This window comes from Erwinia sp. V90_4 (assembly GCF_029967685.1).
Classification (GTDB): domain Bacteria; phylum Pseudomonadota; class Gammaproteobacteria; order Enterobacterales; family Enterobacteriaceae; genus Erwinia; species Erwinia aphidicola.
This window is the reverse complement of the sequence record NZ_JASCAQ010000055.1, coordinates 13116-31580: the sequence shown is the minus strand read 5'-3', so window position 1 is coordinate 31580 and position 18465 is coordinate 13116. Positions and strand designations below refer to the sequence as shown.

The following is an 18465-nucleotide window of genomic DNA, read 5'->3' as shown; positions in this document are numbered from 1 at the left end:
ATCCACTCCCGCAACTGCCGTAATTGTAAGCGCTCGCCGGCACAGTTATAATCTGCCGACAGGGCGCACCGCGCCCTGATTACCCTTCTGCTCCGGCGCACTTGCCGAATCGCAGACATTTTTGGCACGGATAGCCCTGATCGACCCGATTCGACATCATCCTGCGCGCTGCCCAGGCCAAAAATGACAAGTGATTAACCCGGCCCACTCTGACCGCGAGCCTATTCTCACCGCCACAGAGCCGAGCCAAATAATGGATGTTCTATGTTAGACAGCTTGCTTGTCATCGTACTGCTGATTGCCATCAGCTCATTTTTCTCTCTGTCAGAAATTTCTCTGGCGGCTGCCCGCAAAATTAAACTTAAGCTGCTGGCGGACGAAGGTAACATCAACGCGCAGCGCGTAATGAAGATGCAGGAAACCCCCGGCATGTTCTTTACCGTGGTGCAGATTGGCCTGAACGCCGTCGCCATTCTTGGTGGTATTGTCGGCGATGCCGCGTTCTCCCCCGCTTTCCGCTCGCTGTTTGAACGCTTCTTCGAGCCGGAGATGGCGGAGCGCATTAGCTTTATCTGCTCCTTCACCGTGGTCACCAGCCTGTTTATTCTGTTTGCCGACCTGTTCCCTAAACGCCTTGGCATGATCGCGCCGGAAACCGTGGCGCTGAAGATCATCAACCCGATGCGTTTCTGCCTGTTTCTGTTCCGCCCGCTGGTGTGGTTCTTTAACGGTGGGGCTAACATCATCTTCCGCCTGTTTAAAATCCCGCTGGTGCGCAAAGACGACATCACTTCCGACGATATCTATGCGGTGGTGGAGGCGGGCGCGCTGGCTGGCGTGCTGCGCAAGCAGGAGCATGAGCTGATCGAGAACGTGTTCGAGCTGGAGTCGCGCACCGTGCCTTCATCGATGACCTCCCGCGAAAACGTGGTGTGGTTTGACCTGCACGAAGATGAGGGCAGCCTGAAAGAGAAGATCGCCCGCTTCCCGCACTCCAAGTTCCTGGTGTGCAACGAAGATATTGACCATATTATCGGTTACGTCGACTCGAAAGAGCTGCTGCTGCGCGTGCTGGGTAATCAGAGCATGGCGCTGAACAGCGGCGTGCAGATCCGCTCGGCGCTGATTGTGCCGGACACGCTGACGCTCTCTGAAGCGCTGGAAAGTTTTAAAGCGGCGGGTGAAGACTTCGCGGTGATCATGAATGAATACGCGCTGGTGGTGGGCATTATCACCCTCAACGACGTGATGACCACGCTGATGGGCGACCTGGTCGGCCAGGGAATGGAAGAGCAAATTGTCGCGCGCGACGAGAACTCATGGCTGGTAGAGGGCGGAACGCCAATTGATGACGTGATGCGCGTGCTGCATATCGACGAGTTCCCGCAGTCCGGCAACTATGAAACCATCGGCGGCTTTATGATGTTTATGCTGCGCAAAATTCCAAAGCGCACCGACTTCGTGAAGTTCCACGGCTTTAAGTTTGAAGTTGTCGACATCGACAGTTACCGCATCGACCAGCTGCTGGTGACACGCATTGATGCACGCCCGACTACGCCGGCGCTGCCGAAAGATCCTGAAGAGAGTGCGGTTTCGTAGAATGCATTGAGAATGGTGTAAGGGTGGTTTGCGGTCGAGGCATGCCTCGACCCTACTTGTCGGGGTCAGGCATGCCTGACCCTGAATCTTTTTTATCAGTTAAACTCAGTCTGCAGGCGCAGAACCTGACGGTTAACTTCTGACATCACGCTGTAATGCTGTTTATCCTTGACGCGGGGAATAAGGATCTTGCCCTTATCGAACTCAAACGCGCCCACATCCTTGATATACAACCTTCCCCGGAACAACGTTTTGACGTATTTAGCGACCTGAAATGGATTATATCGCTGGAAGATCTTCATTCTGTTTTTACTCCTGAACGTATAGCGTACGCTTCATCGTGACCAAGCACGGTACGAAGTGGTGAAGCGCAAAGTGACTACAATATAGAACAACATTCGTTGCCGATGTTCCTAAAAGCGATTTTTTTTACTGTTTTTACACATCATGACAGAACTCTCTGTTACCTGAACGTACCTGCGCAGTGTAAACCTTCAATACATAGGGTTTTGTGCGATCTGTTGCAAAGATGTTGTTTCGATGCGACAGCAGCATCATCCGCGCTTATTATTGCAGAACCATGACTAACTGGTCGGATCACATCGAAACTCGGGAGCCATCATGACAACAGCCCGCCAACTGGCAGCTACGCTTTGCCTTTTTATCCCTTTTACCGTCGCTGCGCACAACTTCAACATGGGGGAACGCGTTGCGCCGGTCGGGATTGCCGACAAGGGTGAACTGGTGCTGCAGCAGGATAAGTTTAGCTATAAAAACTGGAACAGCGCGCAGCTGACCGGGAAAGTGCGAGTGATACAGCATATTGCCGGGCGATCTTCCGCTAAAGAGCAGAACGCGGCGCTGATTGAGGCGATCAAAGCGGCAAAACTGCCGCACGACCGCTACCAGACAACCACGGTGGTGAACACCGATGATGCCATTCCCGGCACCGGGATGTTCGTGCGCAGCAGCATTCACAGCAACAAGCAGCAGTTCCCATGGTCGCAGTTCATTGTCGATAGCAACGGTGCGGCACGTAAAGCCTGGCAGCTGGAGAGCGGCGGCTCAGCGATTATCGTGCTGGATAAGCAGGGTAAGGTGCGGTTCGCCAAAGAGGGTGCGCTGACGCAGGATGAGGTGAAGCAGGTGATGACATTGTTGCAAGAGTTACTGCACTAATGATGACCAGGGCGGACCGAAAAACAAGGTCCGCCCCTACAGAAATCCAGATAGCATGGGCCCGGCGCGGCAAACATCAATATATTGAGACGCGGAAACCGGGGTTGAGGAACGACTCACGCGGGGTGTAATCCAGCGTTTTTCCCTGCCAGTCGTGCACGTGGGCGCCCGCTGCCAGCGCCACCGCGTGGCCCGCACCGGTGTCCCAGATATTGGTTGGCCCAAAGCGCGGGTAGAGCTGCGCTTTGCCTTCCGCCACCAGGCAAAACTTCAGCGATGAGCCAATCGCGGTGGTCTGATGCTCGCCCAGCTGGCTGAGATAATCTTCCAGCTCGCTATCGGAATGGGAGCGGCTCACCACCACCAGCGGCGGATGCGCGTTCTGTACCTGGATCTGCACCTTATGCCCGCCCTCTTCTTTCCAGGCTTTGCCATTATCGGCGGAATAGAGCACGTGTAATACCGGCGCATAAACCACGCCGAGCACCGGCTTGCCGCCCTCAATCAACGCGATGTTCACCGTGAACTCGCCGTTACGCTTAATAAACTCTTTGGTGCCATCAAGCGGGTCAACCAGCCAGTATTTCTGCCAGTGCTGACGCACTTCCCAGCCGGCAGGATCTTCCTCTGACAGCACCGGGATCGCCGGCGTCAGCGCCTGCAGGCCAGCAACGATCACCTTGTGCGCGGCAATGTCTGCTGCCGTAACCGGGGAATCATCGGATTTATGGGCGACATCCAGCGGCGCCTGGCCGTCGTACACTCGCATAATGGCATCACCGGCATCACGCGCCAGCTGACAAATTTGGTCTAACACTTCCCACCTCCTGACTGTTCTGGTGTTTTCAACAGCATAACGCACCTGACGCGCAGGGACACGATTTCCTGGTATTTTATGATAAATCACAGAGTTAAGGGGCGGGGAAAAGGCGGGTTGTGGCGGTGTTTTCGCAGGCAGGCTCAGGGGCCGGGCGCGATGCCCGGCCCGCGAAGAACTTACAGGATTTCCAGCAGTTCGACTTCAAACACCAGGGTGCTGAATGGTGGGATGGAAGCACCCGCACCGCGCTCGCCGTAGGCGAGGTTGTGTGGGATCACCAGTTCCCATTTAGAGCCAACCGGCATCAGGGTCAGCGCTTCGATCCAGCCTGGGATCACGCCGCTAACCGGGAATTCAGCCGGCTCGCCACGCTGTACGGAGCTGTCGAACACGCTGCCGTCGATCAGTTTACCGGTATAGTGGACGCGTACGCGGTCCTGACGGGATGGGATTGCGCCCTCACCCTGAGTCAGCACGCTGAACTGTAAACCGGTCTCGGTGCTGCTGACGCCGTCACGCTTGGCGTTGTCTTCCAGGAACTTCTGACCTTCTACTGCCATGGCCTGTTGGCGCTCCTGACGCACGGCTTCTGCACGCTCGTGAACTTCACGCAGCGCGCGGTGAACCACATCAACAGGAACGGACGGGGCATTCCCTTCCAGCGCGTCGCGCAGGCCTGCCAGCAGTGCTTCTGGCTGTAAACCCTGCAGACCAGATTCCTGCAGCTGCTGACCGACCTGTAAACCGATACCGTAACTTGCTTGCGCTTCAACGCTGTCAAAAGAAGGGGTTGTCATGGATTTTCCTTTCATCATTGATAAAACCGAAGACGAAGCATAACAGCGCAGACAACGGGCGTAAAATCCCATCTTCCACTGGTGACTTTTCGCCGTGAAACGGAAACAATATCAGTTCCGATTATTAGCCCCAAAACCCCTTGCTGGCCTGTACCGATAAAAACACGCCACCAGCAACCGGCTAAGCTACAGTGTATTAGAGGTATAAATGGGCCAGATTGCCCGCAGGCGAAGGAAAGGCCAGCCGCAGTTAGTCAGCCAGGTCAAAAACTGGCTGGCAAACCGCTCACTGATTGCGCGAGTGTCGCGCCAGGAGGAAGAAGCAATGCCAGTCGCATCGCCAACATCACGTTTATCGTCGTGGCTTCATCAAATCTGGCATTTGCCGGACCAGATAAGCTGGATGAACCCGCTGCCAGCGCCTCATCGCCGCGGCATTATTGCCGCCGCGCTGGTTGTCCTGCTGGCCTTCCTGTGGCCGTCAACCCCGCAACAGCGTGCGGTGCAGCCGGTCACGCCCATGCAGAGCGGCGACGCCGGCACTGAAGTGCCGTTACAGGCGGAAATTACCGATAGCCCTCCGCCAGCAACAACACCCACTGCGCCGCCCGCGCAAACCAGCACCGCCCAGTCGGACAGCCAGGGCGAGTGGCATGAATACCTGATTGCCTCCGGCCAGACGCTGGCGCAGCTGTTCCGTGACAATAATCTGCCGGTCAATGATGTGTTTGCGATGGCGCGGGTTGAGGGCAACGATAAACCGCTCAGCACATTACATGCCGGGCAGACGGTGAAGATTCGTCAGGATGCGCAGGGAGTGGTGACAGGGTTGACGCTGGACAGCGGCAACGGGGAAATACTGTTTACCCGCCAGCCCGATGGAACATTCTTAAAAGCGCAATAGAAACAAAAACGCCGCCCCAGGGGGCGGCGCTTTGAACAACGCTAACGTCAGCGATTAAGCTTCAGCAACGATGTTAACGATCAGCTTAGCGAAGACTTCGCTGTGAACCTGGAAGTCCACTTCATGCTCACCGGTCACACGCAGAACGCCGTTCGGCAGACGAACTTCGCTCTTAGCCACTTCAACGCCAGCTGCAGTAACTGCATCAGCGATGTCGCGGGTACCGATGGAACCGAACAGTTTACCTTCGTCGCCTGATTTAGACGCGATGGTCACGGTGCCCAGTGCATTGATTTTCTCAGCGCGTGCATTAGCTGCAGACAGGACGTCAGCCAGTTTGGCTTCCAGTTCTGCACGACGTGCTTCGAAGAACTCAACGTTTTTCTTGGTAGCAGGAACAGCTTTGCCCTGTGGTACCAGGAAGTTACGAGCGTAGCCCGCTTTAACGTTAACCTGGTCACCCAGGCTGCCCAGGTTTGCTACTTTATCAAGCAGAATAACTTGCATTACCTTATCCTCTTTAAGTCGTTAATAGACGGCGGCCGATTACTGATGACGATCAGTGTATGGCAGCAGGGACAGGTAGCGAGCGCGCTTGATGCAGCGAGCCAGCTGACGCTGGTATTTTGCACGAGTACCGGTAATACGGCTCGGGACAATTTTACCACTTTCAGTGATATAGTTTTTCAGCGTAGCGATGTCTTTGTAATCAATCTCTACAACGCCTTCCGCGGTGAAACGGCAGAACTTGCGACGACGGAAATAACGTGCCATTAGGCTAGTCTCCAGTATCTATCAATTCAATCTGCTCGGCATGCAGTACGATCTTGTTCAGGCCATTGCGCCCTTGATGGCAGCTAATAAATCCCTGAACCGTCACCTGCGTACCGACCGTTATACTTTGAGTAATGGCCTGATGGGCTTTGCCGCTGATAATCACCGGCATCCGACACCAGGCTTGCCGGTTAAAACCGGCTTCCACCTGCTCTGAACGGTGCTCAAGCACGAACTGGCAGTGTGGAATTCCTGACGGGCTCACTTTTCGTATCGGCGTCTTGCACACGGTGCCAGACAGCGTCAGACGATTGGCCGTCACGGACAATTACTCTTCAGAATCCCCAGCATCTGCATCATCAGAGGTTTCGTTAGCAAAATCTTCGCGACGATCACGACGCTCATCTTTAGCTTTAACCATCGGAGATGCTTCAGTTACCGCGTGCTTAACGCGCATAACCATGCTGCGGATAACGGCGTCGTTGAAGCGGAAGTTAGTTTCCAGCTCATCGATCGCTTCCTGCGGCGCTTCCACGTTCAGCAGAACGTAGTGAGCTTTGTGCAGTTTGTTGATCGGGTAAGCCAGCTGACGGCGGCCCCAGTCTTCCAGGCGGTGGATCGTACCTTCTGCACCAGTGATGGTTGCAGAGTAACGCTCGATCATGCCAGGAACCTGTTCGCTTTGGTCAGGATGAACCATAAATACGATTTCGTAATGACGCATCGAATTTGCTCCTTACGGATTATTCAGCCTCCTGTCAGGGTCAGCCGCGGCCCATGGAAGCAAGGAACGTTATAAGCCGTGACCAGAGTAAACTCCGGGTCACAACCTGAGAATGCGGCTGAAAAATTGACGCGTAATCATACTGGCGAGGAGGGATAAACACAAGGTAAATATTGGCGCGGGTACGTTGATTTCGGGCGGACCGAAAAAGAGGGTCCGCCCCTACGGCTTATAAATGATGCTGAAAAAAGGCGGTAAAGGCGGTCAGCGCCGGCGGGGTGATGCGGTGGCCCACGCCGGACTCGGTAAGATACATCAGGTTGCCGTCCTGCCCGCTGTCACGCAGGGCTTTTTCCAGCCGCGCACTTTCTGCGGCGGGCACTACCTCATCGGCTTCCCCGTGCCACAGCAGCAGCGGGCGATTGGCCAGCTTTTCCAGCTGGTGGCCGACATCATACTGCGCCAGCGGTGCCAGCCGCTCGGCCAGCTGTTCTTTCTCCTCCTGCGTGCGCGCCACTCGCGGCGGAAACAGCGTCCGGGCCAGCTGGCTGAAATAGCCGGAGCCCATCATGCTCGCCGCCGCGCGCAGCTGCGGATAGCGCGCCATCGCCCCCAGCGCCGTCATGCCGCCCATGGATGCCCCGGCCACCGCCAGCCGCTCAGCGTCCACCAGCTGGCGCGCGCGCAGCGCCTGTTCGATTGCGGGCAGCTCGTCAATATTGCTACGCAGGATCTCCCAGAAACGCGTCAGGCGCAGTTCGCTGTCGCCGCTGTAGCGCGCACCATGCAGGTCAGCGTCCGGCAGCACCGCACGAAACCCGGCCTGAGCCAGCGCGACGGCGAAATAGGCGTAAACCTCCTTTGACGAGGTGAAGCCGTGATAGAAAATCACGCTGGGCAGTGGCGCATCGCGCTGGCCGGCAGGGAAGGCATGCAGGCACTCAATCCCGGAGAAACTTTCACTCTTCAGCTCGATCATCACCTTTCCTCATAAACTTTATCCGCGCCATGCCGTTAATCCGTGTAACACCCTAACCTAATTAAGGCACAACAATGAAGCGTCTCTCTCTCAAGACATGGAGTCTGGGCGTCAAACTTTCGGTACTGACCTCGCTTGGCGTGGCGGTCCTGTTCCTGATGTTAACCCTGGCGCTCAGCCACAGCGCCGCGAAGCAGGTTCATACGCTGACCCTGAGCGATATGGAAAACCAGGTTAACGGCATCGGCGATATGGCGGGCATGTTCAACACCACGCTGGCTGAAGAGGTAAGTAATTACACCGGGCTGTTCCAGAGCTTCCTGCCAAAGCGTTTTACGCTGGATGAATCCCAGCAGATTGTCGTCGGGGGGCAACCCACGCCAACGCTGCGCGCCGGGCTGCGCACCCTCAACCTCGACCAGGTGCTGGTGGATGACTTCCAGGATCGCACCGGGGCGATTGCCACTATCTTTGCCCTGACCCACGATAACGAGTTTATGCGCGTTTCAACCTCGCTGCGCAAAGAGAACGGCGATCGGGCGATCGGAACCCTGCTGGACCACAGTAGCCCCGCCTGGCAGCCGGTGCAGAAGGGCGAGATCTTCCGTGGCGTGGCCCTGCTGTTTGGCAAGCGCTATATCACACAGTATCAGCCGGTGCGCGATGAGGCGGGCCGGGTGATTGCCATTCTGTTCGTCGGGGTGGATATCAGCAAGCAGTACGCGGCCATCCGCCAGAAAGTGCTGGCGAAACATCTCGGCGACAGCGGCTCGTTCTTCGTGCTGAACCGCGCGGCAGGGAAACAGTACGGCCAGTATCTTTTCCACCCGACGCTGGAAGGGAAGCGGCCAACGCTGCCGCAGGAGACCCAGCAGCAGCTGCTTAACCAGCCTCAAGGCACGCTTGAAACCCTGGATGAACACGGCGAGCCGCAGATCCTCGCCTGGCAGTATCTGCCGGAGTGGAACTGGGTGGTGGTGGCGCAGGTCAATAAAGCCAGCCTGCTGGCCCCGGTTCAGCAGACGCGCAATCTTTTCCTGCTGATCGGCAGCGCGATGGTCCTGGTATTCGCCGTGATGTTTGTCTGGGTAACACGCCGCTGGCTGAGCCAGCCGCTGCAGCAGGTGATCGCCCTGGCACGTCAGTATGCCGCCGGCGATCTGCGCTCGACGCTGAACACTCGGCGCCAGGATGAAGTGGGCCAGCTGATCGTGGCGATTAACGGTATCGGCGAGGGACTGGAGCGGGTGGTGGCGCAGGTGCGCCATGCGGCCGATGAAATCGCCAGCGGCACCGAGGCGATTGTCGCCAGCAGCGGCAATATCAGCGAGCAGATCACGCGCCAGGCCAGCAGCGTCGAAGAGACCTCGGCCAGCATGGAACAGCTCGGCGCCACCGTGGCGCAAAACGCCGGTAACGTTACTCAGGCGCTGCAGCTGGTGGGTGAGGCGGCCAGTGCCGTCAGCCTCGGCGATAATACCGTTAGCCGCTCCGTCGCCACCATGTCGGATATCAAAACCGCCTCGCAGAGCATTGCCGATATTACCCAGGTGATTGAATCGATCGCCTTCCAGACCAATATTCTGGCGCTCAATGCGGCGGTTGAAGCGGCGCGCGCCGGGGAAAACGGCAAAGGCTTCGCGGTGGTGGCGGCCGAAGTTCGCTCGCTGGCACAGCGCAGCGCACAGGCGGCAAAAGAGATCGAGGGGCTGATTGCTAACTCGCTGAGCAAAGTGGTGCAGGGGCATGAACTGTCCGAACAGACGCGCAGGGCGATGGATAACATCACTGCCAGCATCGGCCAGGTGAAGACGCTGATGAGCGAAATCAATATCGCATCGCAGGAGCAGACGACCGGGATCGGCCACGTCAATCTGGCGATGGCGCAGATCGGCCAGGCTACCCACCAGAACAGCGAGCTGGTGACACACTCCGAGCTGACCGCGCAGGAGCTGAGCCGCAAGGGGCACCATCTGAGCGAGCTGGTGAAGGTGTTTAGCGTGAAGTGATGATTGTGGCGTACACTGATATTCAGACTGTTATGAGATGAATATCATGCGCCAGATACCTGCTCTGCTGGTCGCGCTGCTGCTGACGGGCTGCAGCGCGCTGAATACCACGCCACAACCGCCGCCTGCGGCAACATCGCAGGCCCAGGAGATCACCCGTGCGCAGAGCGGCACCCTGCCGCGCCTGGGCACCATCAGCGCGACGGTGCGCGGCTCCCCGGACGACGCCGAGCGTGAGCTGGCCGCGAAAGCCAACGCCGCAGGTGCCACTTACTATCTGATCCAGATGGTCAGTGAGACCGTGGCGCCGGGCATGTGGTACGGCTCAGCCATTCTTTACGGCCCGTCAGCTGCCGCCGCTGGCACGCAGTAGCAGGCGCTGACAGACCTTTTCCGTCAGCAGATAACCTGACTGCGGATCTAACTGCTGGTGGCACCACGCATCCGCCAGCGGTGGGTCGAGATGGCGCAGCACCTGCTCCGCCGTTGCCAGAGTGAATAAACGCTCGACCAGCTGCCGCGCCTGCGCTTCCTGCGGGCGCTTCAGTGCCTGCCGCAGCTGGCGCCAGCGCTGGTCAAAGTAGCGGCTCTGCCCTTTCACACCGTCAAAACCGGCCTCAAGCTGCTCCAGCACCGCAGGCTGCTTCGCCAGCACGCGCAGCACGTCGAGGCACATCACATTGCCCGAGCCCTCCCAGATGCTGTTGACCGGCATTTCACGGTACAGCCGTGGTAGCTCACTCTCCTCGCAGTAGCCAATCCCGCCGAGGATCTCCATCGCCTGCGCGACAAATCCCGGCCCGCGCTGGCAGACGGCAAACTTGGCGGCGGGCGTCAGCAGGCGGCAATAGCTGCGCTCGCCGGCCGTGGCGGGCTGGGACCAGGCGCGCGCCAGCCGCATCAGCACGGCAGTTTGCCCTTCCAGCAGCAGCGCCTGCGCGCACAGCTGCTGGCGCATCAGCGGCTGTTCGATCAGGGTTTTGCCCTGCACCTGGCGCTGGTGTGCATGATAGAGCGCCACGGAAAAGGCGCGGCGCATCAGGGCGTGGCTGCCGAGCGCGCAGTCAAAGCGGGTGTAGCCGCCCATTTTGAGGATCTGCCGCACGCCCTCACCCTCTTCGCCTATCAGCCAGCCGCTGGCGTGGCGAAACTCCACTTCCCCGCTGGCGTTGGAGCAGTTACCCAGTTTGTCCTTCAGGCGCTCGATCTGCACCGCGTTACGCGTGTTATCCGGCAGCAGGCGCGGCAGAAAGAAGCAGGAGAGCCCGCCCGCCGTCTGCGCCAGCACCAGATGCGCATCGCTCTGCGGCACCGAGAAGAACCATTTGTGCCCCACCAGCCGGTAGGCTTCGCCCGGCCCGCGCTGCGCCAGCGGTTCTGCCCGCGTGGTGTTGCTCAGCACGTCGGTACCACCCTGCTTTTCCGTCATCCCCATGCCGATCAGCAGCCCGCGTTTTTGTTCGCCGCCGTGCAGATGGGGATCGTAGCGGTCGGAAAGCAGCCCGGGCAGCCAGTGCTGATAAGGTGGCGGCAGAGATTTTTGCAGCAGCGGAATGGCGCCGAAGGTCATGGTTACCGGGCACAGCGTGCCGGCTTCTACCTGCGCATGCAGCAGAAAACGCGCGGCGCGCGCGACGAACGCGCCCGCTGGCGCATCCGGCTGCCACGCGAGGTTGTGTACGCGGTTGGCGCATAGCCCCTGCATCAACAGGTGCCATGCCGGGTGAAAGCGCAGTTCGTCAAGCCGCTCGCCGCGGGCATCATAGCGCAGCAGTTCAGGAGGATGACGGTTCGCCAGCCGCCCCAGTTCGAGCGATTCGGCGCTACCCAACTGCTGACCGACGGACGCCAGGCGCTCGCTGTCCCAGCCAGCGCCTTCACGCTGCACGGCCTCAAGCAGGGCAGTATCAGAGAGAAACAGATTGCTGTTGCTGAGCGGTCGGGGCTGATTAAAAACGCGATGAGTTTTCCAGTCCATTGCGGCATCCTTTTCTGACAAGCCAGAGGAAAGGATAGGACGGACAGAGGAGAATGCTGGGGCGCAGGTCACGCCCCGGACAATTTACTTCACGCTGCGCTGACGCACCGCTTCAAACAGGCAAACACCGGTGGCGACGGAGACGTTCAGCGATGAAACGCTACCCGCCATTGGGATACCGATCAGTTCGTCGCAGTGCTCACGCGTCAGGCGGCGCATGCCTTCGCCTTCCGCGCCCATCACCAGCGCCATCGGGCCGGTCATTTTGCTCTGGTACAGAGTATGGTCAGCTTCGCCCGCCGTTCCGACGATCCACACGTTGGCTTCCTGCAGCACGCGCATCGTGCGCGCCAGGTTGGTCACGCGGATCAGTGGCACGTGCTCTGCTGCGCCGCTGGCGACTTTTTTCGCCGTGGCGTTAAGCGCCGCGGAGCGATCTTTAGGCACGATGATGGCGTGAACGCCAGCAGCATCAGCGCTGCGCATGCAGGCCCCGAGGTTATGCGGGTCGGTGACGCCATCAAGGATCAGCAGAAACGGGTTATCCAGGCTGGCCAGCAGGTCCGGCAGATCGCCTTCCTGATACTGACGGCCCGGCTTGACGCGCGCGATGATGCCCTGATGCACGGCACCTTCAGATTTAGCGTCCAGCATCTGCTTGTTGGCAACCTGGATAACGATGCCCTGTGCTTCCAGCGCTTTTACCAGCGTCTGCAAGCGGCGGTCTTCACGCCCTTTCAGGATAAATACTTCCTGGAAACGCTGCGGATCGCTGTCGAGCAGCGCCTGCACGGCGTGGATACCAAAAACAATTTCACTCATTTCATTAACTCAGTAGTTCGTGATTTATGCGGGTGCGGTTCAGGCATGCCTGACCACTACGCCGTAGGGGCGACGCATGCGTCGCCCGGATGCGATTAGGCGTCGTCGGTCTTCTTCGCGCGCTTAGCGCGCGTGGCGCCAGGTTTACGGGTTTTATCCGACGGCTTACGCGGTTTCTTCTCTTTGTTTGCCGCAGGGGTATTTTCTGCCCCTTTGGCCGGGCGGAAGGCGCTGTCCGGCTCGAAGTTGGCACCCTTGCGCGGTGCGCGACGACGGCTGCCGCTGTTTTTCGCCGCACCGCGTTTTTCACGCTCGCGCTCGGTTTTGCCTTCGCCACGCGGCTTACGGCTGCTTGAGATCAGCGCGAAGTCGATCTTACGCTCATCCATATGCACCGCCTCAACGCGGACTTCAACAGTATCGCCCAGGCGATAGGTACGACCGCCGGATTCACCGATCAGGCGCTGGCCGATGGCGTCAAAGCGGTAGTAGTCATTGTCGAGCGTCGAAACGTGTACCAGACCATCGATGAACAGATCGGTCAGGCGCACGAAGAAGCCGAAGCCGGTGACGCTGGAGATCACGCCGCTAAAGGTTTCCCCGACCTGATCCTGCATAAAGTCGCACTTCAGCCAGTCGGCAACATCACGCGTGGCTTCATCGGCGCGGCGTTCGGTCAGCGAACAGTGCTGGCCGAGCTGCAGCATCTGCGGCATTTCGTAATGGTAGCCGCCGGTTGGCGTAGTGTTGCCCTGCAGGGTGCCCGCCTCTTTCGCCAGCAGATACTTGATGGCGCGGTGCAGCAGCAGGTCCGGGTAGCGGCGGATCGGCGAGGTGAAGTGCGCGTAAGAAGCCAGCGCCAGACCGAAGTGGCCACGGTTTTCCGGGTCATATACCGCCTGCTTCATTGAACGCAGCAGCATGGTTTGCAGCATTTCGTGATCCTGACGACCGGCGATCTGGCTCAGCAGCGCGGAGTAGTCCACCGGCTGCGGTTTGTCGCCGCCCGGCAGCGTCAGGCCCAGCTCATTCAGCACCGAGCGGAAGCTCTTGATGCTCTCATCACCTGGACGGTCGTGGTCGCGGAACAGCGCCGGTTCGTTATTTTTCTCAACGTAGCGGGCTGAAGCGATGTTGGCGAGGATCATGCACTCTTCAATCAGCTTGTGCGCATCGTTACGCGACACCTGCTCGACGCGCTCAATGCGGCGGTCGGCGTTGAAGACAAATTTCGCTTCTTCGGTCTCGAAGGAGATACCGCCACGCTGCTCGCGCGCTTTTTCCAGCGCCAGATACATGCGGTGCAGCTCTTCCAGATCTTTCACCAGCGGCTGGTACTGCTCGCGCAGTTCCTGATGCCCCTGCAGAATGTTCCACACCTTGTTATAGGTCAGGCGGGCGAAGGAGTTCATCACCGCTTCGTAGTGTTTGTAGCCGGTCAGCTTGCCAGTGGAGGAGATAGTCATCTCACACACCATACACAGACGGTCAACTTCCGGGTTCAGCGAGCAGAGGCCATTTGACAGCACTTCCGGCAGCATCGGCACCACCTGGGAAGGGAAGTAAACCGAGGTACCGCGATTCACCGCTTCGTCATCCAGCGGGGTACCCGGGCGCACGTAGTAGCTGACGTCAGCAATCGCTACCCACAGGCGCCAGCCGCCGCCGCGCTTACGCTCGCAGAATACCGCATCATCGAAGTCGCGGGCGTCTTCGCCATCAATAGTGACCAGCGGCAGATCGCGCAGGTCAACGCGGCCCTGTTTCGCCTCTTCCGGCACTTCTTCGCTAAGGTGAGCAATCTGTTTTTCCAGCGCTTCCGGCCATTCGTGTGGAATATCATGGGTGCGCAGCGCCATATCGACCGCCATGCTGGTGCCCATGTTATCGCCGAGCACTTCCACCACTTTACCGACGGCTTTACTGCGGCGGGTTGGGCGCTGAGTCAGCTCCACCACCACCACAAAGCCCATGCGCGCACCCATCAGCTCTTCAGCCGGGATCAGGATGTCGAAGCTCAGGCGGCTGTCATCCGGGACGACAAAGCCAACGCCGGAGTCGGTGAAGTAACGGCCAACAATCTGTGCGTTACGCGGTTCAACCACGCGCACTACGCGGGCTTCGCGGCGGCCTTTACGGTCGGCGCCCATCGCCTGCGCGAGGATCATATCCCCGTGCATGCACATTTTCATCTGCTCGGCAGAGAGGTAGAGATCGTCTTTGCTACCTTCAATGCGCAGGAAGCCGAAGCCGTCGCGGTGGCCGATAACCTTGCCTTTCAGCAGATCAAGGCGCTCTGGCAGCGCGTAGCACTGGCGGCGGGTAAAGACCAGCTGGCCATCGCGCTCCATGGCGCGCAGGCGGCGGCGCAGCGCTTCGATCTGCTCTTCGCCGCTGATATCTAACTCTTGCGCCAGCTCTTCACGGCTGGCCGGCTTTTCGCGTTTGTCCAGATGGGCAAGAATGAACTCGCGGCTTGGAATGGGGTTTTCGTACTTTTCAGCTTCTCGTTCCTGAAAGGGATCGTGTGACATCGAGGTTCCTCCGTTGTCAGCTACTGAATGAAGGTCGTTCATTCAGCAAAATTTTGTAGAGCGGATGGTTGTCTTCAACCAGATCGGCCAGGGTGTATTGGTCCAGTTCACGCAGAAAACTCTGGACGGCGTCATGCAGCGCTTTTTTCAGGCGGCAGGCAGAGGTGATGTGGCAGAAATCGCTGTGGCAGTTCACCAGCTGTAGCGGTTCCATATCGCGCACCACCTGACCTATCACTATTTCTTCAGCAGGCCTACCCAGTCGGATACCGCCATTCTTACCGCGCACGGCAGCAACATAGCCAGCACGACTAAGTTGATTGATAATTTTGACCATATGATTACGCGACACGCCATAAGTGTCCGTGACTTCGCTGATACTGGTCATCTGGCCTGCCGGAAGCGTGGCGAGATAGATCAGCGCACGTAAACCATAATCTGTAAAACTGGTCAGCTGCAAGAAAACCTCAGAGAGTTCACCGCGGTTGTTGCGATCGTCCGCTTAAGAATGGGTGTGATTAGCAATGATAATAAACCAGCCTCAGCGCTTGGGGCCATTTTATTTATCATGACAGCAGAGGGGAACGGCGGATAACCGGTGCTGGATAAAAGCTGGCCGGGCAATGCCCGGCCTGGATTATGCGTCAAACGGGTCGCGCAGAATCATGGTTTCACTGCGGTCCGGGCCGGTAGAGATAATATCAATCGGCACTCCGGTCACTTCTTCAATGCGCTTGATGTAGTTGCGCGCTGCCTGCGGCAGGCCATCCAGCGTTTTCACCCCGAAGGTGGTCTCAGACCAGCCCGGCATGGATTCGTAGATTGGCTCAATGCCTTCCCAACCCTCTGCTGCCAGCGGGGTGGTGGTCACTTCGCGGCCATCCGGCATGCGGTAGGCTACGCAGATTTTTACCTCTTTCAGGCCATCCAGCACGTCCAGTTTGGTCATGCAGAAGCCAGAAAGGGAGTTGATCTGCACCGCGCGGCGCACGGCAACCGCATCCAGCCAGCCGGTGCGACGACGACGGCCAGTGGTGGCGCCAAACTCGTTACCCTGCTTGCACAGGAACTCACCGGTTTCGTCGAACAGCTCGGTAGGGAATGGACCGGCACCAACGCGAGTGGAGTAGGCTTTGACAATGCCCAGCACGTAATCAACGTAGCGCGGACCAATACCCGAACCGGTTGCCACGCCGCCTGCGGTGGTGTTGGAAGAGGTCACGTACGGATAGGTACCGTGGTCGATATCCAGCAGCGTACCCTGCGCGCCTTCGAACATGATCAGGTCGCCACGCTTACGCGCGCCGTCCAGCAGTTCAGAAACGTCAACCACCATGCCCGTCAGGATATCGGCAATCGCCAGAGTATCCGCCAGCACTTTGTCGAAGTCGACCGCCTCTTCTTTGTAGAAGTTCACCAGCTGGAAGTTATGGTAATCCATCACTTCTTTCAGCTTCGCCGCGAAGGTTTCTTTGTTGAACAGGTCGCTAACACGCAGGCCGCGACGGGCAACTTTATCTTCGTAGGCCGGGCCGATACCCCGACCGGTGGTGCCGATCGCTTTCGCGCCACGGGCTTTCTCACGTGCCACATCAAGGGCAACGTGATATTCAAGGATCAGCGGGCAGGCTTCTGAAATGAACAGACGTTCGCGTACCGGGAAGCCACGATCTTCCAGACCTTTCATCTCTTTCATCAGCGCGGCAGGCGACAGAACAACACCGTTGCCGATGATGCTGGTGACGTTTTCACGCAGGATGCCAGATGGAATTAAGTGGAGGACGGTTTTCTCACCGTTGATGACTAGCGTGTGGCCAGCGTTATGGCCACCCTGATAGCGCACTACGTATTTAGCGCGTTCTGTCAGAAGGTCAACAATCTTACCTTTACCTTCGTCACCCCATTGGGTGCCCAGTACGACGACGTTCTTACCCATTTTCAAAATCACCGATTGCTTAAAAAAGGATTCTACCATCGTCATTTTAGTCTTTCAGCTGTTTTAGCATACGATTGCGGACTTTTTTGCCAAAGTGCGCTACATCACCCGCAGCGTTAAGCCTATGCCCCGTTCGCGCGGCTGAGCATGTAGTAGATTACTGCGCCTGCCACCACCAGCCCACCGCCAACCCGGCGCAGCAGTCCATCGGGCATGTTTGCCATTGCCAGAATCATCCGCCGCCACAGCTGCGGATAGAGCACCGGGCCTAACCCCTCGAACACCAGCACCAGCCCTAACGCCATCCATACAGTTGTATTCATTATTGTTACTCGCCGCCTCGCCTGGAAAATCCCATAAAAAAAGGGCCGGAGAACCGGCCCTTCGCACGTTATAGCAGATTATTAGCGCGTGGAGGAAGACGGACTTTTCATAAAGCGGAAGAAGTCGCTATCCGGGCTCAGCACCATCACATCCTGATTGCTCTTGAAGCTGTTGTCGTAAGCACGCAGGCTACGCATAAAGGCGTAGAAATCCGGGTCCTGACTGAAAGCATCAGCAAACAGCTTGGCCGCTTCGGCATCACCTTCACCCTGCGTGATCAGAGCCTGACGGCGGGCTTCTGCCAGCGTACGTTCAACTTCGTAGTCGGCCTGAGCACGCACTTTGGCGGCTTCTTCCGCACCCTGAGCACGCTGGCTACGGGCAACGGATTCACGCTCGGCACGCATACGCGCATAGATCGCATCAGACACTTCAGTTGGCAGGTTGATCTGCTTGATGCGCACGTCAACCACCTGGATACCCAACGCCGCCATACTGTTCGGGTTGATAGCCGGTTCGTTGCTGTTGGTCTCGCTCTCAACGCGCTTAGCCACAGAGGCAATCGCATCGTCTGCTGCTGGCGTAGCCACTTCATCATCCGCACCCGCACTACCGGTGTTCAGCGCATCGCGCACATCGGTGGTCAGACGGCCACGGGAATCGGTGACGATATCTTTCACGTCCAGACGCCCAATCTCAGAACGCAGACGGTCGCTGAACTTACGTTTCAGCAGCACTTCGGCCTGAGAAATATCACCGCCGCCGGTGGCGAGGTAATAACGGCTGAAGTCGCTGACGCGCCATTTGATATAGGAGTCAACAATCAGGTCTTTCTTCTCTTTGGTGACGAAGCGGTCGGCCTGGTTGTCCATGGTCTGGATACGCGCATCAAGTGACTTCACAGATTCCAGGAATGGGATCTTGAAGTGCAGGCCTGGCGCATACACCAGCGGTTTATTTTCATCATCGCGCAGAACTTTACCGAAGCGCATCACAATGCCGCGCTGGCCTTCCTGCACCACAAACAGTGACGCGTACAGCACCACCAGCACAACAATCAATAGTACGATTAATGGCTTACGCATC

General features: G+C 58.1%; 20 protein-coding genes. 5 read left to right on the top strand and 15 right to left on the bottom strand.

All coding sequences use genetic code 11. The features are described from left to right. Positions 1-264: 264 nt before the first annotated feature. On the top strand, positions 265-1599 hold the full coding sequence (locus tag QLG07_RS15935) for a hemolysin family protein (RefSeq protein ID WP_048917386.1): 1335 nt from the start codon (positions 265-267) through the stop codon (positions 1597-1599). A gap of 95 nt (positions 1600-1694) precedes the next feature. Here the strand turns inward: QLG07_RS15935 and QLG07_RS15930 are convergent, their stop codons facing one another. Further along, a complete protein-coding gene (locus QLG07_RS15930) occupies positions 1695-1901 on the bottom strand; it encodes a DUF1107 domain-containing protein (protein WP_048917387.1) in 207 nt (68 codons plus the stop codon). Between the two features lie 319 nt (positions 1902-2220). Between QLG07_RS15930 and QLG07_RS15925 the strand changes: the two genes are divergently transcribed. Then, on the top strand, positions 2221-2778 hold the full coding sequence (locus tag QLG07_RS15925) for a YtfJ family protein (protein WP_282469640.1): 558 nt from the start codon (positions 2221-2223) through the stop codon (positions 2776-2778). A 76-nt stretch (positions 2779-2854) separates the two neighbouring features. Here QLG07_RS15925 and cysQ read toward each other — a convergent pair whose 3' ends face one another. Both cysQ and fklB read right to left on the bottom strand, forming a co-directional pair. Next, positions 2855-3595 carry a 3'(2'),5'-bisphosphate nucleotidase CysQ gene (gene cysQ / locus QLG07_RS15920; RefSeq protein ID WP_282469639.1) on the bottom strand — a complete coding sequence of 247 codons (741 nt, stop codon included), beginning with the start codon at positions 3593-3595 and terminating at the stop codon, positions 2855-2857. A 179-nt stretch (positions 3596-3774) separates the two neighbouring features. Next, the gene (gene fklB / locus QLG07_RS15915) at positions 3775-4395 is read right to left on the bottom strand and encodes an FKBP-type peptidyl-prolyl cis-trans isomerase (RefSeq protein WP_048917390.1); all 621 of its coding nucleotides are present in this window, start codon (positions 4393-4395) and stop codon (positions 3775-3777) included. A gap of 325 nt (positions 4396-4720) precedes the next feature. Between fklB and QLG07_RS15910 the strand changes: the two genes are divergently transcribed. Continuing rightward, positions 4721-5299 carry a LysM-like peptidoglycan-binding domain-containing protein gene (locus QLG07_RS15910; RefSeq protein ID WP_282469664.1) on the top strand — a complete coding sequence of 193 codons (579 nt, stop codon included), beginning with the start codon at positions 4721-4723 and terminating at the stop codon, positions 5297-5299. Between the two features lie 54 nt (positions 5300-5353). On the opposite strand, the gene rplI is transcribed toward QLG07_RS15910, so the two are convergent. From rplI to yjfP, 5 genes are all read right to left on the bottom strand, one after another. Then, positions 5354-5806 (bottom strand): 50S ribosomal protein L9, encoded by a 453-nt coding sequence (rplI, locus tag QLG07_RS15905; RefSeq protein WP_048917391.1) that lies wholly within the window; start codon positions 5804-5806, stop codon positions 5354-5356. Positions 5807-5845: 39 nt separating this feature from the next. Next, complete coding sequence (rpsR, locus tag QLG07_RS15900) at positions 5846-6073, bottom strand: 30S ribosomal protein S18 (protein ID WP_002210155.1); 228 nt, start codon at positions 6071-6073, stop codon at positions 5846-5848. Positions 6074-6077: 4 nt separating this feature from the next. Beyond that, positions 6078-6395 (bottom strand): primosomal replication protein N, encoded by a 318-nt coding sequence (gene priB, locus QLG07_RS15895; protein WP_048917429.1) that lies wholly within the window; start codon positions 6393-6395, stop codon positions 6078-6080. 6 nt (positions 6396-6401) lie between these two features. Further along, on the bottom strand, positions 6402-6797 hold the full coding sequence (rpsF, locus tag QLG07_RS15890) for a 30S ribosomal protein S6 (RefSeq protein WP_034891402.1): 396 nt from the start codon (positions 6795-6797) through the stop codon (positions 6402-6404). A gap of 229 nt (positions 6798-7026) precedes the next feature. After that, positions 7027-7776: an esterase gene (yjfP, locus tag QLG07_RS15885; protein ID WP_282469638.1), complete on the bottom strand. Its 750-nt coding sequence runs from the start codon at positions 7774-7776 to the stop codon at positions 7027-7029. A 74-nt stretch (positions 7777-7850) separates the two neighbouring features. Between yjfP and QLG07_RS15880 the strand changes: the two genes are divergently transcribed. After that, complete coding sequence (locus QLG07_RS15880; protein ID WP_282469637.1) at positions 7851-9785, top strand: methyl-accepting chemotaxis protein; 1935 nt, start codon at positions 7851-7853, stop codon at positions 9783-9785. 46 nt (positions 9786-9831) lie between these two features. After that, positions 9832-10158 carry a biofilm peroxide resistance protein BsmA gene (gene bsmA / locus QLG07_RS15875; protein ID WP_191149579.1) on the top strand — a complete coding sequence of 109 codons (327 nt, stop codon included), beginning with the start codon at positions 9832-9834 and terminating at the stop codon, positions 10156-10158. Here bsmA and QLG07_RS15870 read toward each other — a convergent pair. From QLG07_RS15870 to hflC, 7 genes are all read right to left on the bottom strand, one after another. After that, complete coding sequence (locus QLG07_RS15870; RefSeq protein WP_282469636.1) at positions 10132-11763, bottom strand: isovaleryl-CoA dehydrogenase; 1632 nt, start codon at positions 11761-11763, stop codon at positions 10132-10134. The two genes, bsmA and QLG07_RS15870, sit on opposite strands and share 27 nt — an antisense overlap. Positions 11764-11847: 84 nt before the next feature. Beyond that, positions 11848-12585, bottom strand: a complete 738-nt coding sequence (gene rlmB / locus QLG07_RS15865; RefSeq protein ID WP_048917395.1) for a 23S rRNA (guanosine(2251)-2'-O)-methyltransferase RlmB — start codon at positions 12583-12585, stop codon at positions 11848-11850. A 95-nt stretch (positions 12586-12680) separates the two neighbouring features. Continuing rightward, a complete protein-coding gene (rnr, locus tag QLG07_RS15860; RefSeq protein WP_048917396.1) occupies positions 12681-15119 on the bottom strand; it encodes a ribonuclease R in 2439 nt (812 codons plus the stop codon). A gap of 16 nt (positions 15120-15135) precedes the next feature. Next, the gene (gene nsrR, locus QLG07_RS15855; RefSeq protein WP_048917397.1) at positions 15136-15579 is read right to left on the bottom strand and encodes a nitric oxide-sensing transcriptional repressor NsrR; all 444 of its coding nucleotides are present in this window, start codon (positions 15577-15579) and stop codon (positions 15136-15138) included. Positions 15580-15756: 177 nt separating this feature from the next. After that, on the bottom strand, positions 15757-17055 hold the full coding sequence (locus QLG07_RS15850) for an adenylosuccinate synthase (protein ID WP_048917431.1): 1299 nt from the start codon (positions 17053-17055) through the stop codon (positions 15757-15759). Positions 17056-17177: 122 nt separating this feature from the next. Continuing rightward, positions 17178-17378 (bottom strand): DUF2065 domain-containing protein, encoded by a 201-nt coding sequence (locus QLG07_RS15845; RefSeq protein ID WP_048917398.1) that lies wholly within the window; start codon positions 17376-17378, stop codon positions 17178-17180. 81 nt (positions 17379-17459) lie between these two features. Beyond that, positions 17460-18464, bottom strand: coding sequence for a protease modulator HflC (gene hflC, locus QLG07_RS15840; RefSeq protein ID WP_048917399.1), 1005 nt, complete (start codon positions 18462-18464; stop codon positions 17460-17462). Position 18465 lies beyond the last annotated feature (1 nt).

Bases quoted from the DNA above. Each gene is read 5' to 3' on its own strand.
- QLG07_RS15935 (WP_048917386.1), top strand. From the start codon at position 265: ATGTTAGACAGCTTGCTTGTCATCGTACTGCTGATTGCCATCAGCTCA.
- QLG07_RS15930 (WP_048917387.1), bottom strand. From the start codon at position 1,901: ATGAAGATCTTCCAGCGATATAATCCATTTCAGGTCGCTAAATACGTC.
- QLG07_RS15925 (WP_282469640.1), top strand. From the start codon at position 2,221: ATGACAACAGCCCGCCAACTGGCAGCTACGCTTTGCCTTTTTATCCCT.
- fklB (WP_048917390.1), bottom strand. From the start codon at position 4,395: ATGACAACCCCTTCTTTTGACAGCGTTGAAGCGCAAGCAAGTTACGGT.
- QLG07_RS15910 (WP_282469664.1), top strand. From the start codon at position 4,721: ATGCCAGTCGCATCGCCAACATCACGTTTATCGTCGTGGCTTCATCAA.
- rplI (WP_048917391.1), bottom strand. From the start codon at position 5,806: ATGCAAGTTATTCTGCTTGATAAAGTAGCAAACCTGGGCAGCCTGGGT.
- rpsR (WP_002210155.1), bottom strand. From the start codon at position 6,073: ATGGCACGTTATTTCCGTCGTCGCAAGTTCTGCCGTTTCACCGCGGAA.
- rpsF (WP_034891402.1), bottom strand. From the start codon at position 6,797: ATGCGTCATTACGAAATCGTATTTATGGTTCATCCTGACCAAAGCGAA.
- yjfP (WP_282469638.1), bottom strand. From the start codon at position 7,776: ATGATCGAGCTGAAGAGTGAAAGTTTCTCCGGGATTGAGTGCCTGCAT.
- QLG07_RS15880 (WP_282469637.1), top strand. From the start codon at position 7,851: ATGAAGCGTCTCTCTCTCAAGACATGGAGTCTGGGCGTCAAACTTTCG.
- bsmA (WP_191149579.1), top strand. From the start codon at position 9,832: ATGCGCCAGATACCTGCTCTGCTGGTCGCGCTGCTGCTGACGGGCTGC.
- QLG07_RS15870 (WP_282469636.1), bottom strand. From the start codon at position 11,763: ATGGACTGGAAAACTCATCGCGTTTTTAATCAGCCCCGACCGCTCAGC.
- rlmB (WP_048917395.1), bottom strand. From the start codon at position 12,585: ATGAGTGAAATTGTTTTTGGTATCCACGCCGTGCAGGCGCTGCTCGAC.
- rnr (WP_048917396.1), bottom strand. From the start codon at position 15,119: ATGTCACACGATCCCTTTCAGGAACGAGAAGCTGAAAAGTACGAAAAC.
- QLG07_RS15850 (WP_048917431.1), bottom strand. From the start codon at position 17,055: ATGGGTAAGAACGTCGTCGTACTGGGCACCCAATGGGGTGACGAAGGT.
- QLG07_RS15845 (WP_048917398.1), bottom strand. From the start codon at position 17,378: ATGAATACAACTGTATGGATGGCGTTAGGGCTGGTGCTGGTGTTCGAG.
- hflC (WP_048917399.1), bottom strand. From the start codon at position 18,464: ATGCGTAAGCCATTAATCGTACTATTGATTGTTGTGCTGGTGGTGCTG.